Raw genomic sequence first — 15,545 nt, 5'->3', positions numbered from 1 at the left:
GCACTTGACCCAACACTCTGACAAGGCGAACTGTTTCAGATTGAAACGGCGCGCGCGGATTGCTGCTGAGCGTGGAATTGCGCAGGGGCCTGCACTGGGCTAAGCCGGGCGCAAAATCCGCGGAGGCTTCATGCACGATCTGGTCATCTTCGATTGCGACGGCGTTCTGGTCGATAGCGAACCGCTGTCCAATCAGGTTCTGGTGGACAATCTGGCCCGGTACGGCCTGGACCTGACACTGGAAGACAGCGTCGGGTTTTTCCTCGGCGGGACAATGGCTGGCGTGCGGGACAATGCGCGTGCGTTGGGGGCCGATTTGCCGGATGACTGGATCAATGAGGTCTATGCGGAAACCTACGAGCGTTTGCGTCAGGGTGTGGCATTGATGCCGGGTATTCGGGACCTGCTGGATCGGCTCGATAAGCACGGGATTCCGTTCTGCGTGGCCTCGAATGGCAGCCCGGACAAAATGGCGATCACGCTGGGCCAGAACGGGCTTTGGGATCGGTTTCAGGGTGCCATGTTCTCGGCCCACCAACTGGGAACCGCAAAACCGGACCCCGAGATGTTTCTGCTGGCCGCGCAGCATTTTGGCGCATCCGCCCCGGTTGTAATCGAAGACAGCCATAACGGCGTCACAGCCGCGATGCGCGCGGGCATGCGGTGTCTTGGCTTTGCGCCCGAAGGGGGTGGTGCCAAACTGTCAGAGATTGGCGCAGAGGTCTTCACCGACATGGCCGAAGTGCCGCGCCTTTTGGGAATTTGACCCTTCCGTGCTAGTGTCTTGGTCATGGACCGCGCACTGACACCACCGATTTGGTCATTCTCACAAGAGGCTGAGGCCACACCGGCCCCCGAGCGCAAGCCAATGCGCGCGCCGGTTTTCATCAATGACGCACTGACGCCATGGGGTCACGAAACCCTGCTGCTGAAACTGATACGCGACCAGGCCGCCGATCAGGAGGAATAGGTCGGGTGGAATTTGCCGCCCGGCGACAGGGTAAAGATCTCGACCCCATCCGCCGTTACACCCACCGAATGCTCGAACTGCGCCGACAGCGACTTGTCGCGGGTCACGGCGGTCCAGTCATCGGCCAGCGTCTTGGTCTCGGGGCGGCCCAGATTGACCATCGGCTCGATGGTGAAGAACATACCCTCTTCCAGCACGGCCCCGGTGCCCGGGCGGCCATAGTGCAGGACGTTGGGCGGCGCGTGGAACACCCGGCCCAGCCCGTGACCGCAGAAATCGCGAACAACGCTCATCCGGTGCGCTTCGACATAAGCCTGAATCGCGTGGCCGATATCGCCGAAGGTGTTGCCCGGCTTGACCATCTCGATACCCTTGAACAGCGCATCATGAGTGACCTGGATCAGACGTTCAGCCTTGCGCGGCAACTTGCCCGCCACATACATGCGCGAGGTGTCACCGAACCAGCCGTCAACGATGACGGTCACGTCGATATTCAGGATGTCGCCATCTTTCAGCTTTTTCTCACCCGGAATGCCGTGACAGACCACGTGGTTCACGCTGATGCAGCTTGCGTGCTGATAGCCCTTGTAGCCGATGGTCGCCGAGGTCGCGCCCGCATCTTCGACCATTTGGGTAATCAGTCCATCAATCGCGCCGGTCGTCTGACCGGGAAACACATGCTGGGCAATATCGTCGAGTATCCGCGCAGCCAAGGCCCCTGCCGCATGCATGCCGGCAAAGTCACCCTGTTCGTAGATGCGGATACCGTCTTTTGTCAGACGGCCACGATGGTCTTTCATCGACGCTAAGCTCCAAGTGTTTCGCGCAGCCCCTTACTTACGCTGCTTGCGCAGAAAGTTCCAGAGGGTGCGGGGTCGCGGGAAGAGTTTACGGATCAAACTGAAGCGCTATTGATTGGCCAAGCGTTTCGCATGCACCATATACAGGTTTTCCAATATGTCCTTTGGACACTGAATTGTTGTGGTGTTCAATTCTTCCCGACAAAACGTCAACATCCTCAACAATAATGTTGGTTCAGTAGAGTCTACAAAAACCTTGTCGCTGTCGATACCGGGAATATCCGAAAATGTAAGTGTTGTAAAAGTCGGTGCGACTCCAAAAGACGCGTGCATAAGAGTATTTGCACACCGTTTCTGTTCATCGTTTGATAAATTGACATCGATGACTTGCACAGTTGCTTCAATGACGTTGCTGCTACTGGTTGACCAATTCCCATAGCAACCAGGTCTACTCATCTTCAGACCGTTGCCGACTGCACGACGAACCTGAAGCGCGGAGTTGGTAAAATCTACATCAATGTCTTGCGGGAATAGTGTATCCTTCACCTCGCGATTTTCGGTTTCGAGGTTTTGGAATATCAAAATCAGGTTCGATCCTCCACTCAGTGAGTTTTGGGAAAGAAACCATGTATCAGGGTCTCCCATCATTCGCAGATCGCTACCGGCATTGTCAGCAAGTATCTTAGCCAAAGAGGCTGAGTAGAATGCCGTATCTGGAGAAACTTGCCCTGCAATTTGCATGACAATTTCCTCCGACCAGAAACTCAACTGATCAACTTCCAAGTTTTCCTTTGTATACCGTGCAATCGGATCGTCCAAAATCGAAGAAGGTGCGGCACTATCAGCAGAAAGCTCGGTTGCCAATAATACGTTGAAAAACAAATAGCTAATCGTCCAAATTTTCATCTTCAATTACCTTTGTACGCTGTTTGATCTCATTTAATTGGATGGAGCAGTTAGGTGTTTGTTGGCAACTACCCAAACACCTTCCGGCGTAATCCGTGTCCCATAGACCAACCGCTCAACTCCATGCGCCTGTGCCGCCTCAAACGCCGCCGCGTAAGCCGGGTCAATATCCCCGGCCAGTGCAAACCGGTCGCAATCGGTGCGTTGCACCAGATACAGCATGATCGCCCGGTGCCCCTGCGCGGCCATCGCGGCAAGTTCGCCCAGATGCTTGGTGCCGCGCGCGGTTACGCTGTCGGGGAACTCGGCCAGACCGGGTTGGCGGGACAGGGTGACGCTTTTGACCTCGACATAGGCGTCGGGCAGGCCCGGTGCGCTTAGCAGAAAGTCGATGCGGCTGTTTTCGCCGTATTTTACCTCGGCGCGGACGGTTTCATAGGCGGCCAGTTCGGGGATTTCACGCGCCTCCAACGCCGCACGCAAGGCCTTGTTCGGGACCGATGTATCGACCCCGGTGAAATGACCGTTTTCGTGATCGACCAGTCGCCAGCCATATTTCAGCTTTTTCTTCGGATCGTTATTTGGCTCCAGCCAGATTTTCTGCCCGGATTCGGCCAGCCCCATCATCGAGCCGGGATTGGCGCAATGGGCTGTAACCTCGCGCCCGTCTTCAAGCGTGCAATCGGCCAGAAAGCGTTTGTAGCGGCGGATCAGGCGGGCGGGGACAAGAGGGGTTTCAAATCGCATGCCCCACGGCCTATACCTGCCCCAGGGGTCGATCAAGAGGAAGAGCGCCATGGCCAATCCAACCGCCGCAATGCTGGTGATCGGGGATGAGATTCTCTCGGGCCGGACCCGCGATGCGAATATGCATTATCTCGCCGGAGAGTTGACGAAACAGGGCATCGACCTGAAAGAGGTTCGTATTGTCAGCGATGACGCGCCCGAGATCGAAGGGGCCGCAAAGGCGCTGTCCGACCGGTACGATCATGTGTTCAGCAGCGGCGGCATTGGCCCGACCCATGACGACATTACCGCCGATTGCATCGCGCGGGCCTTTGGGGCGCATATCGACATTCGCGATGATGCGCGGGCGCTGTTGCAGGCGCATTACGACAAATCCGGCCTCGAACTGAACGAGGCCCGCCTGCGCATGGCGCGCATCCCGGACGGGGCGGTTTTGATCGACAACCCGGTCTCGACCGCGCCGGGCTTTACCATCGAAAACGTGCATGTGATGGCTGGGGTGCCTTCGGTGTTTCAGGCCATGGTGGCCAGCGTTTTGCCCAAACTGACCGGCGGCAGCCCGTTATTGTCGCAGACCCTGCGGGTGGATCGGGGCGAGGGCGATATCGCAGCGACCCTCTCTGCGCTGGCCGAAACCTATGATGACCTGACCATCGGGTGCTACCCGTTCCAGATCAACGGTGTCTTTGGCGCAAATGTCGTCATTCGCGGTACCGAGGGCACCCGGATCGACGCCGCCATGACCCAACTGGCGAAAGAGCTGGAGTTGTGAGCGTCAACTGGGCCGACATTGTCGACGGCACCTGGCCCGCGGCCCGCTATGAACAGCTTGGCCCGTTTCAATTGCGCGAAGGGCAGGGCGGTGGCTCGCGGGTGTCGGCGGCCAATGCGCTTGGCCCTGTCAACGACACGGATATTGAAGCAGCCGAACAGGCGATGCTGGCGATGGGGCAAAAGCGCATCTTTTGCCTGCGTCCGGGGGACGAGGCGCTTGACGCGCAGCTTGCCGCACGGGGGTACGAGGTGCTGGATCCGGTCAACATCTATTCCTGTCCGGTATCCCGGCTAACCGATCTGCCGATCCCGCGTGTCATGGTGTTCACCGTATGGGAGCCGCTTGCGATCATGCGGGATCTTTGGGCAACTGGGGGCATCGGGCCGGAACGCATCGCCGTGATGGAGCGTGCCAAAGGCCCCAAGATCGGCTTGCTGCTGCGCCATCGCGATCAGCCCTGCGGGGTTACTTTTGTTGCGATACATGAAGGTGTTGCCATGCTTCATGCGCTGGAAATTCTGCCCGATCACCGCCGTCAGGGCATGGGCCAGTGGGCGGTGCGGGGTGCCGCGATCTGGGCGCGCGACCATGGTGCCGAAACCTTCAGCGTGATCTGCACCAAGGTGAACGACGGGGCAAATGGCCTGTACCAAGCGCTCGGGATGGAGATCGCGGGCGAATACCATTACCGTCAGCTTATCTAACACAGAGGTTTTCGTGACACATCAAGACATGCCCACCGCGCTGGACCTGCCCATGGTCGACCCGCTGCCGCCCGAGACGCAGAAATACTTTGATATCTGCGTCGAGAAACTGGGCATGGTGCCAAATGTGCTGAAGGCTTATGCCTTTGACATCGACAAGCTGAACGCCTTTACCACCATGTATAACGACCTGATGCTGGCAGATAGCGGGTTGTCAAAGCTGGAACGCGAGATGATTGCGGTGGTCGTCTCATCCATCAACAAGTGCTTCTATTGCCTTGTGGCCCACGGGGCTGCCGTGCGGCAGTTGTCGGGCGACCCAAAGCTGGGTGAGATGCTGGTGATGAATTACCGCGTCGCGCCGCTGGACGACCGCCAACGCGCCATGCTGGATTTCGCTGCCCGGATGACCAAAGCCAGTACCGAAATTGAAGAGCCCGACCGCCAGCGTCTGCGCGATGTCGGGTTCTCTGACCGGGATATCTGGGACATTGCCAACGTGACCGGGTTCTTCAACATGTCCAATCGCGTGGCCAGCGCCACGGCTATGGTTCCAAACCCCGAGTATCACGCACAGTACAGATGATCCGAACGCTAAGCCTTTTGACCGTGATCCTGGCCAGCCCGCTGGTTGCGCAGGAACTGACGCTGCCGCAATCCGCACAGCAGATCAGTCAGCGGATTTCACCGCTGGACAGCTATGATCTGCCAACCGGGCCATTCGCAGATGGAGCGGTTCCGGCCCGAACGGTCGAGGGGCAGGTTGAAAGGGTCACATGGCGGTTGCAGGCCGGGTCCAGCACGACGCTGCAATTGCTTGCCCCGTTGCGCGACCAGATCGAAGCGCAGGGGTATGACATTCTGTACGAATGCGAGGCCCGCATTTGCGGCGGCTTCGATTTTAGGTTCGGCACCGAAGTGGTGCCAACGCCGGATATGTATGTCGCCATTCAGGACTATCGGTTTCTGTCCGCGCAGAAGGGATCCGAGGTGCTGAGCCTGCTGGTCAGCCGGAATCCGCCGGATGGCTATGTGCAGATGATCCGGGTAACTCCGGTTGATGCGCCGGCCCCGGCACCTGTCGTGATCGATCAGAGTGTGGATGGGGCCGGCGGTTTGCTGGCTGAATTCCAGCAAACCGGTCATGTCATTCTGGACGACCTGCACTTTCGCACCGGCGAGGTTGCGCTGGGCGAAGGCCCCTTTGCCTCGCTCGCGTTGCTGGCCGGGTTCCTGACGGATAAGCCGGACACGCGGCTGGCGCTTGTGGGGCATACCGACGATACCGGCGCCTTGCAGGCCAATATCGCAGTCAGCAAGCGCCGGGCCGAGGCCGTTCGAACCCGTCTGATCGAGGCGCATGGCGTGGCCGCCGACCGGATCGAGGCGCAGGGCGTCGGCTATCTGGCCCCCATCACCTCAAACGCCACCGCCGAGGGCCGCGATGTCAATCGCCGGGTCGAGGCTGTATTGCTGGTCAACTGACGCATAAAAAAAGACCCGCACCAGAAAGCGCGGGCCGCTAAAGTTCACCGGGAGAATTTACCAATCCATCGGGCCCTTTTCGTTGAAGGACTCGACCAGAAAATCAATGAAAGCCCGCACTTTCGGCTGGGTGAAACGCCCGGGCGGGTAGACGGCGTAAACGCCCTGAACTTCATCCGGCAGCGACGGCATCGCGTCCAGCACCTGGCCGGATTTCAACGCATCCGCGTACAGATAGCTGGGCAGATAAGCGATCCCGAGGCCCGAGATCGCAGCATTCAGCAGGGATTGCCCGTCATTGACGCTGAGCCAACCGGCGGTGCGCACCTGACGCTTTTCGCCCGATGGCGCGGTCAGTTTCCAGACATTGCCCGAAGACTGGCTGGAATAATGCAGCAGCTTGTGTTCGTTCAGGTCGTCGATCTTCTGCGGACGTCCGAATTTCTCGATATAGCTGGGGGCCGCAACCATGCGTTTGACGGTTTCCGTGAGTTTGCGCGCGCGCAGGGTGCTGTCCTCCAGCTCACCAATGCGCACGGCCACGTCAAACCCTTCGGAAATCAACTCAACATAGCGGTTGTTCAGCACCATGTTGACGGTGATATCCGGGTAAGCGGACAGGAACTCGGACAGAACGGGGGACAGGTGATTGACCCCGAAATCCGTCGCGACGCTGATCCGCAACAGGCCTGACGGGGCCGATTGCATCGAGGTAACCAGTGCATCCGCCTCGCCCGCGTCATTCAGGACGCGGCGCGCGCGGTCGTAATAGGCCAATCCGATTTCAGTTGGGGACACCCGGCGCGTTGTGCGGTTCAGCAGCCGCGCACCCAGACGCGCCTCAAGGCTCGAGACGTGCTTGGACACGGCCGATTTGGAGATGCCCATCTTCTTGGCCGCATCGGTGAAGCCACCCTGGTCCACCACGTTGGCGAAGGCTTCCATTTCGGTCAATCGATCCATACTCGTTCCCCAGGTCTTACGTTCGACGTCAGTTTTGACGCTCAATCTGGGCGGAAACGGGGCAGACATGGGATAATATCAGGGTTTTGAATCGGATCGTTTGCAGTTCAGAAACGTTGAAACAATGGTTTCCGATCCAATAACACCCCGGTCAAACGGTGATTTCTGGACATTTTTTCATTTGTGCTATGCTGAGAATGGCATTTTTGTGTCCTGGGAGGAGATCATGAAATCACTATTTGCCATTGTCGCGTTTTGTCTGTCCGCTGGTCTGGCTCTGGCCCAAGCGCAGACCCAATCCAGCCCTGACGCCAAGGTCTATTTCGTGAACCTTGCGGATGGGGACACGGTTCAATCGCCGGTGACGGTGGTCTTTGGCCTGAGCGGTATGGGCGTCGCGCCAGCCGGGACCGAGGCCGAGAATACCGGCCATCACCATCTGCTGATCAACCGCCCGCCGATTGGCGAAGGCGAGGACGGCGCGGATGAGCTGGCCTATGGCCTGCCCGCCGACGACAATCATATGCATTTCGGCGGCGGCCAGACCGAGGTGACGCTGGACCTGCCCGCAGGCCAGCACACTCTGCAATTGGTGCTGGGCGATGCGGGTCATGTACCGCACAACCCGCCGATTGTGTCCGAGGTGATTACGATTACGGTCGAGTAGACGCCCAGATACGCCTGTTTACTTTCACGCTGATGTAAGGAACTCTCCGACGTGTGATCGGAGGGTTCCATGTCGCTTGAGTTTCTTCTTACATCGCTGATCGTCGTGCTGTTGCCGGGTACGGGCGTGATCTACACGCTGGCCATCGGGCTTGGCCGGGGGTTTCGCGCCAGCGTTGCGGCGGCGGCAGGCTGCACGCTTGGGATCGTGCCCGCCGCTGTGGCCAGCATTATCGGGCTGGCCGCGCTGCTGCACACCAGTGCGCTGGCGTTTCTGGTGCTCAAATACCTTGGTGTGCTTTATCTGTTCTATATGGCCTGGGGCATCGTCCGCGAGGGCGGCGCGATGGAAGTTAGTGCCGAGAAAACGACCAAGAGCTACCTTAAAATTGCAACGACCGGCACGCTGATCAACGTGCTGAACCCCAAACTGTCGCTGTTCTTCCTTGCCTTCCTGCCGCAATTCCTGCCCACGGACACGGCGCATGCCGGTCTGGCGCTGGTGCAACTGGCGCTTGCCTTTATGGCGATGACCTTTGTTGTGTTCATCGCTTACGGGGCCTGCGCGGCGCTGGCGCGGGATTACATCATTCATCGCCCATCTGTGATGGCTTGGATCAAACGCTGCTTTGCAACGGCTTTTGGCGCGCTTGGGGTGAAGCTTGCACTGTCTGACTGACCGGGCCTAAAGCCCGGCCGCCAGACGTGTGCCCTGATTGATTGCCCGCTTGGCGTCCAGTTCCGCCGCGACATCTGCGCCGCCGATCACGTGCGGAGTGATGCCGCGTTCGATCAGCGCGTCTGCCAGACTGCGCTCGGAGACCTGACCGGCACACAGCACGATGTTGTCGGCTGCGATCAAGGTCGGGTCCGCGCGTTCCTCGCCAAAGCTGACATGCAGGCCGTCTTCGTCAATGCGTTCGTAATTCACGCCGCCGACGAAATTGACATCTTTCATCTTCAGCGTCGCGCGGTGAATCCAGCCGGTCGTCTTGCCCAGCCCCTTGCCGTGCGCCTGTTTCTTGCGCTGCAACAAGGTGACCTGACGCGCTGGGGCCGCGGGCTGCGGGCCTTCGGGCGCAAGGCCAGCGCGGTGGTCTTCCGGGTCTGTCACGCCCCATTCCTTCATCCACAGCGGCAGATCGGTGGTGGCGCTATGGCCGTCTTCCAGCAGAAACTCCGAAACGTCGAAGCCGATGCCGCCCGCGCCGACAACGGCGACGGATTTGCCAACCTCGGCCTTGCCGCGCAGCACGTCGATATAGCTGAGGACATTGTCCCCATCCTGTCCCGGAATCTGCGGATCACGCGGAGTGACGCCGGTTGCGATGACCACCTCGTCAAAGCCGGTCAGGTCGTCGGCATCAACCTCGCGGTTCAGTTCCACGTTCACGCCCAGATCGTCCATCATGGTGCGGTACCAGTCGACGAGGCCCCAGAACTCCTCTTTCCCCGGCACCTGTTTGGCCATGTTCAACTGCCCGCCGATCTCGGACGCGCGGTCGAACAGTGTCACGTCATGGCCACGCTGGGCAGCGGTCATTGCGGTGGACAGGCCAGCCGGACCCGCGCCGACGATGGCGACCTTTTTCACGGTATCAGCCGCAGCAATCACCAGTTCGGTTTCGTTACAGGCGCGCGGGTTGACCAGACAGGTGGTCAGCTTGCCGCTGAACGTGTGGTCCAGACAGGCCTGATTGCAGGCGATGCACGGCGCGATCTGCGCGGACTGACCGGCAATGGCCTTGTTCACGAATTCCGCATCCGCCAGCATCGGCCGCGCCAGCGAGACCATATCAGCGCAGCCGGTCGACAGGACTTCTTCCGCCACTTCCGGCGTGTTGATCCGGTTCGAGGTGATAACTGGGATCGACACCTTGCCCATCAGCTTTTTCGTCACCCAGGCAAAGGCCGCGCGGGGAACGCTGGTGGCAATGGTCGGAATGCGCGCCTCATGCCAGCCGATACCGGTGTTCAGGATCGTCGCGCCCGCTTTCTCGATCTCTTGCGCCAGTTGCACAACCTCGTCATGGGTCGAGCCGTTGGGGACCAAATCGATCATCGACAGGCGGTAGATGATGATGAAATCGGTTCCGACCGCCTCGCGCGTGCGGCGCACGACCTCAATAGGCAGGCGCATCCGGTTCTCATACGAGCCACCCCAGCGGTCGGTGCGCTTGTTGGTGTGGGTCACAAGGAACTGGTTCAGGAAATAGCCCTCGGACCCCATGATCTCGACCCCGTCATAGCCTGCCTTCTGGGCCATTCGGGCCGCATTCACGATGTCGCTGATCTGTTTCTCGATACCCTCTTCGTCCAGCTCATGCGGCGGGAAGGGCGAGATTGGGGATTTCACCGGGCTGGGGGCCACGCATTTCGGGCCATAGGCATAGCGGCCCGCGTGCAGGATCTGCATGGCGATCTTGCCGCCCGCCTGATGCACACGTTCGGTCACGATGGAATGGTTTGCCACCTCTTTGTCGTTGGTCATCATCGACGCCCCCGGCAAAACCGAGCCTTCCAGATTCGGACCGATCCCGCCCGTCACCATCAGCGCCACGCCACCGCGCGCCCGGTCGGCATAAAACTCGGCCACCCGGTTCCAGTCGCCGGTCTCTTCCAGTCCAGTGTGCATCGAGCCCATCAGCACGCGGTTTTTCAGCGTGGTAAAGCCCAGATCCAGCGGGGCCAGCATGTTTGGGTACGCAGTCATGGTGAAACTCTCCCTCCCGTCTCCGCGTTTTAAATTGACGTTCACGTCAACTTTGTCACGCGAAACCTAACGTCACCCCCTATGCTACCGTGGCGGCGCTTGTTAGAGGTGGGCAAAACAACCTTGCGAGGCCGTGCATGACCCCTGATCAGATCGCCAAACTGCCCTATCGCCCCTGCGTTGGTCTGATGCTGATGAACGCCGATGGGCAGATCTTTGTCGGTCAGCGCAACGATCGCCACAAGGACGCCTGGCAGATGCCGCAGGGGGGTGTGGACAAGGGCGAAGACCCCCGCGATGCGGCGCTACGCGAGCTGTGGGAGGAAACCGGCGTCACCTCTGATCTGGTCGAGGTTGTGGCCGCAACCGATGGCTGGCTGCCCTATGATCTGCCGCATGACATCGTGCCCAAGATCTGGAAAGGCCGCTATCGCGGGCAAGAGCAGAAATGGTTCCTGCTGCGCTTCACGGGCCGCGACGATCAGATCAACATCGAAACCGAACATCCTGAGTTCACCAAGTGGAAATGGCAGGACCCGGATCGGCTGATTGAAGAAATTGTGCCTTTCAAGCGTGACGTCTATGAACAGGTGGTGGCTGCGTTTTCCGAACATCTGGGCTGATCACCGCCCCGCACGTTGGCGTGAGGGGGCGTAGTCGCGTCCTGAGACCCCCTTTAGCTTGGGGTCCATGAAAGACACCTTACCCGAACCGATCACAGCCAAACCCGCCGGACGCCGATTTGAAGGCCCAGACCGACGCGCGCCCTTGCGCGACGGTTTGAAAGGGTGCGGTGAGTTTGGGGCCACTCAAACAGCAGGCCGGTTCTACCCGATGGCCTGCGTTGCGCTTGAGGTGACGCAGCGCTGCAATCTGGACTGCACGCTGTGTTACCTCTCGGACCGGGCCGAGATGACCTATGATCCGCCGCTGTCGGTCCTGTTTGCGCGGATTGCGACAATCAACAGCCACTATGGCCGTGGTGCATCGGTACAGCTGACCGGCGGCGACCCGACCCTGCGCAAAACCGAAGACCTTGAGGCGCTGTGCCGCGAGATCAAGCGGTTGGGCATGCGGTCCTGCCTGATGACAAACGGCATCCGCGCCAGCCGGGCGTTTCTGACCCGTCTGGCGGCGGCCGGTCTGGATGATGTCGCGTTCCATGTCGATATGACTCAGGACCGCAACGGGTTCGGATCAGAGGCTGAACTGAACACTGTGCGCGAAAAATACCTTGCCCGCGCCCGTGGCTTGGGTGTGCGGGTCCTGTTCAACACGACGGTGTTTGGCGGCAACTTTGGCGATCTGCCCGATCTGGCGCGGTTCTTCCGGGACCAGCCCGAGGTTGCCTTTGTCTCGTTCCAGATGCAGGCCGATACAGGGCGCGGCGTGCTGCGCGCCCGCCCGGATGCCATCACGCAGGACAGTGTGATGCGCGCGATCGAGCGTGGATATGGCACGACACTGGATTTTGATGCGGCTTCCGTCGGTCATTCTGCCTGCAACCGCTACGCCAGCGTCCTGACCGCCGGGGGGCGAGCGGTCTCCTTGCTGTCGAACGCCAAGCTGGTGCAGCAGGTGATCGCCGCGTTGGAGCGGTTGGACACGGGGCGCGAGGCGCATCTTGTGATCCGGTCCACGGTCCGTCGGTTGGTGCTGCGGCATCCGGTTTTGGCGGTGTGGGCGGTGGCGCATTTGGTGGCCTCGGTCGCCCGACTTGGCCCGGGCTTGCTCCGCGGTCGGGTGCGGCGGCAGGCGGTGTTCATCCACAACTTCATGGCGGCAGATGCGTTAGAGGCGGATCGCTGCGCCTCATGCGTGTTCATGGTGGCGACCGGGAACGGACCCTTGTCCATGTGCGTCCACAATGCCCAGCGCGATCAGCATCTGGCCGCTCCGGATCGGATCGATAGCCCGATGGGAACCTATTGGTGGAACGCGGCGATGCGAGGGTTGTCGTCGCGGCCGGAAATTCCTGCGCTGGGCGACCCGGCCCATGCGCCGCTGAAGCGATTGAAGGGGCAGATGCGTCTGACCCGCCGGGACCGAAAGGATGCCTCGTGAAAAAGCTGCTGATCGTCTTGCTGCTGCCTTTGCTGGCGGCCTGCGCCAGTGTCGAACGGCTGGCCCTGCCACCTGCCGAGGCCTTGCCGGGCAACGCCCTGACCCGCAGTGCCCCGCCGCCCGGGCAGCGCGTGAATCACAGCGATTGGAGCGCGTTTCTGTCCCGCTATGTCGCGCCCGATGCGCAGGGGGTGAACCGCGTGGCCTATGCCAGCGTCACCGCGTCTGATCGTGATCGTTTGGATAAGTATCTGGGGCAATTGCAATCCGTTGACCCGGCACGCCTGACACGCGATCAGCAACTGGCCTATTGGATCAACCTCTACAACGCGCTGACCGTGGATGTCGTCCTTGAGGCTTATCCGGTCGACTCGATCCGCGACATCACCGACGGGCCGCTTTCCTTTGGCCCATGGGATCGCCCCCTGGCCACGGTCGCAGGGCAGAGTTTGACGCTCAACGATATCGAACACCGGATCATCCGCCCCGGATTTGATGAGCCGCGCATCCATTACGCTCTGAACTGCGCCGCCGTGGGCTGCCCGAACCTGATGGATCGGGCGTGGGAGGCCGGAACTCTGAAACAAGACCTCGCCGCAGCCGAGCGGGCCTATATCAACGACCCGCGCGGCGTGCGTTTTGATGATCGCGGGGGGCTGATCCTGTCCAAGATCTATATCTGGTTCCGCGAGGATTTCGGAGCGAATGAGCAGGACGTGCTGACCTATATCCAGACCGCAGCCGCCCCTGAATTGCGCGCCAGATTGCAAGAAGTCCGGCGCGTTAAGGCTTATAGATACGACTGGGCGCTGAACGGCGCGGCGGCGGGGTCATAAAGGCGCGGGATCAAGGCCGAAAGGCCGCCGCGCCAGCGCCGACCCGCCCCCACGGGGCGGCGCTTTTGCACCGTCAATCTCTGTTTTACCCGCGCAGTTGGTTGCACCATTAAGTGCGAGGTTCAATTGGTACAAGCGCCACCCCGCAGGTCGGCGCTGGCGCGCCTATAGCAACCCCTCGCTGCGCAGCAAGTCCTGCATGTTGGCCTCGGGACGCGGACCGATATGGCTGATCACTTCGCGGGCGCAGACATTGCCGATGCGGGCGCAGGTCTCGTAATCGCGGCCCGTGGCCATGCCAAACAGGAAGCCTGCGGCGAACTGATCTCCGGCCCCGGTTGCATCCACCGGCACTACCTTATCGACCCGCACATCGACGCGCTGGCCATCATGCAGAACAGTCACGCCATCGCCGGACCGGGTGCACACGACCAAAGGGCAGATACCGGCGGTTTTTGCCAGCGCCTCTTCCAGATCATCGGTTTCGAACAGCGATTTGATTTCGGCCTCATTGCCGATCACGAAATCCAGTTCGTTCTCGATCAGCAGCAGGAAATCGACGCGATGCCGTTCGACGCAGAACGGATCGGAAATCGCGATCCCGGCCTTGCCGCCACCCTTATGGCAAGTGCGCGCGGCCTCAAGGAATGCCGCCTTGCCTTTTTCCTTGTCGAACAGGTAGCCCTCAAGGAACATGATCTGGCTGTTATTGGCCACATCGGCCGAGACATCCTCGGACGATAATTCCGAGGAAATCCCCAGATAGGTGTTCATCGACCGCTCACCATCCGGCGAGACAAAGATCATCGAGCGTGAGGTCGGCAACTCACCCCCCGGCACCGGCGGGTTCACGAAATCGACGCCGTCTTCGTTCATCGCATCCGCATAGAACCGACCCAAGGCGTCATCATGCACGCGCCCGATAAAGGCGGCGTCCAGCCCCAGAGCCCCGGCACCGGCAATCGTATTGGCGACCGAGCCGCCCGGTGTCTGCACCCGGCCTTCCATCGAAGCATACAGCACCTCGCCACGCTCCTGCTCGATCAGTTGCATGATGCCTTTTTCGATGCCCATTAGTTCCAGGAAACTGTCATCGGCCTGGGAAATCACGTCCACAACGGCATTTCCGATGCCGGTCAGTTGGTAGGTCTTCATAGGGTTTTGTCCTCGAATTGACAGAGATCACGGATGATGCAGGTCGGGCATTGCGGCTTGCGCGCCTTGCAATGGTACCGGCCATGCAGGATCAGCCAGTGATGCGCATGGAGTTGGAAGTCGGCAGGAATGTTGTCTTCGATGGCGCGCTCGACCGCGTCCACATCCTTGCCGGGGCAGATACCCGTGCGGTTGCCGACGCGGAAGATATGCGTATCCACCGCCTGCGCCGGTTGCCGCCACCACATGTTCAGCACCACATTGGCGGTCTTGCGCCCGACACCGGGCAGGGATTGCAACGCGGCACGGGAATTGGGAACTTCGCCGCCATAATCGTCGACCAGAATACGGCTCAGCTTGATGACATTCTTGGCCTTCTGGCGGAACAGGCCGATGGTCTTGATATGCTGGGTCAGACCTTCTTCGCCCAGATCCAGCATCTTTTGCGGCGTGTCGGCGATTTTGAACAATTCGCGCGTGGCCTTGTTGACGCCCGCATCGGTCGCCTGCGCCGACAGCGCCACGGCGACGACCAGAGTGTAGACGTTCACATGCTCCAACTCGCCCTTGGGTTCGGGGTCGGCTGCCTGAAAACGCGTAAAGATCTCGCGGATCGTGTGGTAATCGAGTTGCTTTGCCATCCGCGCCTTAATGCCGCCCGCAAGGCCATGACACAACCCCTTGGTTCTGGCCCAAAGCCAATGCGCAAGTTCCGGGTCGCAGGGGCGTGACCCGCGCGCTATGGTTTTGGCATCAGATGA

At 60.2% G+C, this 15,545-nt stretch carries 18 protein-coding genes; 11 read left to right on the top strand and 7 right to left on the bottom strand.

Annotated features, from left to right (window positions below):
- The first annotated feature begins 130 nt into the window (after positions 1 to 130).
- Positions 131 to 766, top strand: a complete 636-nt coding sequence (locus ACR0C9_RS07715) for an HAD family hydrolase (protein WP_480780730.1) — start codon at positions 131 to 133, stop codon at positions 764 to 766.
- 24 nt (positions 767 to 790) lie between these two features.
- On the top strand, positions 791 to 970 hold the full coding sequence (locus ACR0C9_RS07710; RefSeq protein ID WP_480780729.1) for a hypothetical protein: 180 nt from the start codon (positions 791 to 793) through the stop codon (positions 968 to 970).
- On the opposite strand, the gene map is transcribed toward ACR0C9_RS07710, so the two are convergent.
- From map to sfsA, 3 genes are all read right to left on the bottom strand, one after another.
- Positions 958 to 1,770 carry a type I methionyl aminopeptidase gene (map, locus tag ACR0C9_RS07705; RefSeq protein ID WP_170521256.1) on the bottom strand — a complete coding sequence of 271 codons (813 nt, stop codon included), beginning with the start codon at positions 1,768 to 1,770 and terminating at the stop codon, positions 958 to 960. The two genes, ACR0C9_RS07710 and map, sit on opposite strands and share 13 nt — an antisense overlap.
- A gap of 108 nt (positions 1,771 to 1,878) precedes the next feature.
- Positions 1,879 to 2,676: a hypothetical protein gene (locus ACR0C9_RS07700; RefSeq protein ID WP_480708408.1), complete on the bottom strand. Its 798-nt coding sequence runs from the start codon at positions 2,674 to 2,676 to the stop codon at positions 1,879 to 1,881.
- A gap of 33 nt (positions 2,677 to 2,709) precedes the next feature.
- On the bottom strand, positions 2,710 to 3,423 hold the full coding sequence (gene sfsA, locus ACR0C9_RS07695) for a DNA/RNA nuclease SfsA (RefSeq protein WP_480780728.1): 714 nt from the start codon (positions 3,421 to 3,423) through the stop codon (positions 2,710 to 2,712).
- Between the two features lie 49 nt (positions 3,424 to 3,472).
- On the opposite strand from sfsA, the gene ACR0C9_RS07690 reads away from it, so the two are divergent.
- Genes ACR0C9_RS07690 through ACR0C9_RS07675 form a run of 4 tightly spaced genes read left to right on the top strand, consistent with a single transcriptional unit; the run spans position 3,473 to position 6,387 of the window.
- On the top strand, positions 3,473 to 4,195 hold the full coding sequence (locus tag ACR0C9_RS07690; protein ID WP_480780727.1) for a competence/damage-inducible protein A: 723 nt from the start codon (positions 3,473 to 3,475) through the stop codon (positions 4,193 to 4,195).
- A complete protein-coding gene (locus ACR0C9_RS07685) occupies positions 4,192 to 4,902 on the top strand; it encodes a GNAT family N-acetyltransferase (RefSeq protein WP_480780726.1) in 711 nt (236 codons plus the stop codon). Before ACR0C9_RS07690 ends, ACR0C9_RS07685 begins: the two co-directional genes overlap by 4 nt.
- Before the next feature lie 28 nt (positions 4,903 to 4,930).
- Positions 4,931 to 5,488 (top strand): peroxidase-related enzyme, encoded by a 558-nt coding sequence (locus tag ACR0C9_RS07680; protein WP_480583912.1) that lies wholly within the window; start codon positions 4,931 to 4,933, stop codon positions 5,486 to 5,488.
- Positions 5,485 to 6,387, top strand: coding sequence for an OmpA family protein (locus ACR0C9_RS07675; RefSeq protein WP_170623253.1), 903 nt, complete (start codon positions 5,485 to 5,487; stop codon positions 6,385 to 6,387). Before ACR0C9_RS07680 ends, ACR0C9_RS07675 begins: the two co-directional genes overlap by 4 nt.
- Positions 6,388 to 6,444: 57 nt before the next feature.
- Here the strand turns inward: ACR0C9_RS07675 and ACR0C9_RS07670 are convergent, their stop codons facing one another.
- Positions 6,445 to 7,350 (bottom strand): LysR family transcriptional regulator, encoded by a 906-nt coding sequence (locus ACR0C9_RS07670; RefSeq protein WP_170453610.1) that lies wholly within the window; start codon positions 7,348 to 7,350, stop codon positions 6,445 to 6,447.
- Positions 7,351 to 7,576: 226 nt separating this feature from the next.
- Between ACR0C9_RS07670 and ACR0C9_RS07665 the strand changes: the two genes are divergently transcribed.
- Both ACR0C9_RS07665 and ACR0C9_RS07660 read left to right on the top strand, forming a co-directional pair.
- On the top strand, positions 7,577 to 8,017 hold the full coding sequence (locus tag ACR0C9_RS07665) for a DUF4399 domain-containing protein (protein WP_480780725.1): 441 nt from the start codon (positions 7,577 to 7,579) through the stop codon (positions 8,015 to 8,017).
- A 69-nt stretch (positions 8,018 to 8,086) separates the two neighbouring features.
- Positions 8,087 to 8,695: a LysE family translocator gene (locus ACR0C9_RS07660; protein WP_480780724.1), complete on the top strand. Its 609-nt coding sequence runs from the start codon at positions 8,087 to 8,089 to the stop codon at positions 8,693 to 8,695.
- Positions 8,696 to 8,701: 6 nt separating this feature from the next.
- Here ACR0C9_RS07660 and ACR0C9_RS07655 read toward each other — a convergent pair whose 3' ends face one another.
- Entirely contained in the window at positions 8,702 to 10,729 is a 2,028-nt protein-coding gene (locus ACR0C9_RS07655) for an FAD-dependent oxidoreductase (protein ID WP_480780723.1), read from the bottom strand.
- Between the two features lie 137 nt (positions 10,730 to 10,866).
- Here ACR0C9_RS07655 and ACR0C9_RS07650 point away from each other — a divergent pair, with 137 nt between their 5' ends.
- From ACR0C9_RS07650 to ACR0C9_RS07640, 3 genes are all read left to right on the top strand, one after another.
- Entirely contained in the window at positions 10,867 to 11,352 is a 486-nt protein-coding gene (locus tag ACR0C9_RS07650) for an RNA pyrophosphohydrolase (RefSeq protein ID WP_170453614.1), read from the top strand.
- Between the two features lie 67 nt (positions 11,353 to 11,419).
- Positions 11,420 to 12,793, top strand: coding sequence for a radical SAM protein (locus ACR0C9_RS07645; RefSeq protein WP_170453615.1), 1,374 nt, complete (start codon positions 11,420 to 11,422; stop codon positions 12,791 to 12,793).
- Positions 12,790 to 13,629, top strand: coding sequence for a DUF547 domain-containing protein (locus ACR0C9_RS07640; protein WP_480780722.1), 840 nt, complete (start codon positions 12,790 to 12,792; stop codon positions 13,627 to 13,629). The genes ACR0C9_RS07645 and ACR0C9_RS07640 overlap by 4 nt, the downstream gene beginning before the upstream one ends.
- Before the next feature lie 165 nt (positions 13,630 to 13,794).
- Here the strand turns inward: ACR0C9_RS07640 and ACR0C9_RS07635 are convergent, their stop codons facing one another.
- Together ACR0C9_RS07635 and nth are read right to left on the bottom strand one after the other, a co-directional pair.
- Positions 13,795 to 14,784: an adenosine kinase gene (locus ACR0C9_RS07635; RefSeq protein WP_170453617.1), complete on the bottom strand. Its 990-nt coding sequence runs from the start codon at positions 14,782 to 14,784 to the stop codon at positions 13,795 to 13,797.
- Positions 14,781 to 15,425 (bottom strand): endonuclease III, encoded by a 645-nt coding sequence (gene nth, locus ACR0C9_RS07630; protein WP_170453702.1) that lies wholly within the window; start codon positions 15,423 to 15,425, stop codon positions 14,781 to 14,783. The genes ACR0C9_RS07635 and nth overlap by 4 nt, the downstream gene beginning before the upstream one ends.
- Positions 15,426 to 15,545 lie beyond the last annotated feature (120 nt).

This window comes from Ruegeria sp. C12 (assembly GCF_056537745.1).
Note: the sequence above shows the minus strand (reverse complement) of the source record. Positions and strands in the feature narration are given on the sequence as shown.

Bases quoted from the DNA above. Each gene is read 5' to 3' on its own strand.
- ACR0C9_RS07655 (WP_480780723.1), bottom strand. From the start codon at position 10,729: ATGACTGCGTACCCAAACATGCTGGCCCCGCTGGATCTGGGCTTTACC.
- ACR0C9_RS07715 (WP_480780730.1), top strand. From the start codon at position 131: ATGCACGATCTGGTCATCTTCGATTGCGACGGCGTTCTGGTCGATAGC.
- ACR0C9_RS07665 (WP_480780725.1), top strand. From the start codon at position 7,577: ATGAAATCACTATTTGCCATTGTCGCGTTTTGTCTGTCCGCTGGTCTG.
- ACR0C9_RS07670 (WP_170453610.1), bottom strand. From the start codon at position 7,350: ATGGATCGATTGACCGAAATGGAAGCCTTCGCCAACGTGGTGGACCAG.
- ACR0C9_RS07700 (WP_480708408.1), bottom strand. From the start codon at position 2,676: ATGAAAATTTGGACGATTAGCTATTTGTTTTTCAACGTATTATTGGCA.
- ACR0C9_RS07635 (WP_170453617.1), bottom strand. From the start codon at position 14,784: ATGAAGACCTACCAACTGACCGGCATCGGAAATGCCGTTGTGGACGTG.
- ACR0C9_RS07690 (WP_480780727.1), top strand. From the start codon at position 3,473: ATGGCCAATCCAACCGCCGCAATGCTGGTGATCGGGGATGAGATTCTC.
- sfsA (WP_480780728.1), bottom strand. From the start codon at position 3,423: ATGCGATTTGAAACCCCTCTTGTCCCCGCCCGCCTGATCCGCCGCTAC.
- ACR0C9_RS07650 (WP_170453614.1), top strand. From the start codon at position 10,867: ATGACCCCTGATCAGATCGCCAAACTGCCCTATCGCCCCTGCGTTGGT.
- nth (WP_170453702.1), bottom strand. From the start codon at position 15,425: ATGGCAAAGCAACTCGATTACCACACGATCCGCGAGATCTTTACGCGT.
- ACR0C9_RS07660 (WP_480780724.1), top strand. From the start codon at position 8,087: ATGTCGCTTGAGTTTCTTCTTACATCGCTGATCGTCGTGCTGTTGCCG.
- ACR0C9_RS07645 (WP_170453615.1), top strand. From the start codon at position 11,420: ATGAAAGACACCTTACCCGAACCGATCACAGCCAAACCCGCCGGACGC.
- map (WP_170521256.1), bottom strand. From the start codon at position 1,770: ATGAAAGACCATCGTGGCCGTCTGACAAAAGACGGTATCCGCATCTAC.
- ACR0C9_RS07675 (WP_170623253.1), top strand. From the start codon at position 5,485: ATGATCCGAACGCTAAGCCTTTTGACCGTGATCCTGGCCAGCCCGCTG.
- ACR0C9_RS07680 (WP_480583912.1), top strand. From the start codon at position 4,931: ATGCCCACCGCGCTGGACCTGCCCATGGTCGACCCGCTGCCGCCCGAG.
- ACR0C9_RS07710 (WP_480780729.1), top strand. From the start codon at position 791: ATGGACCGCGCACTGACACCACCGATTTGGTCATTCTCACAAGAGGCT.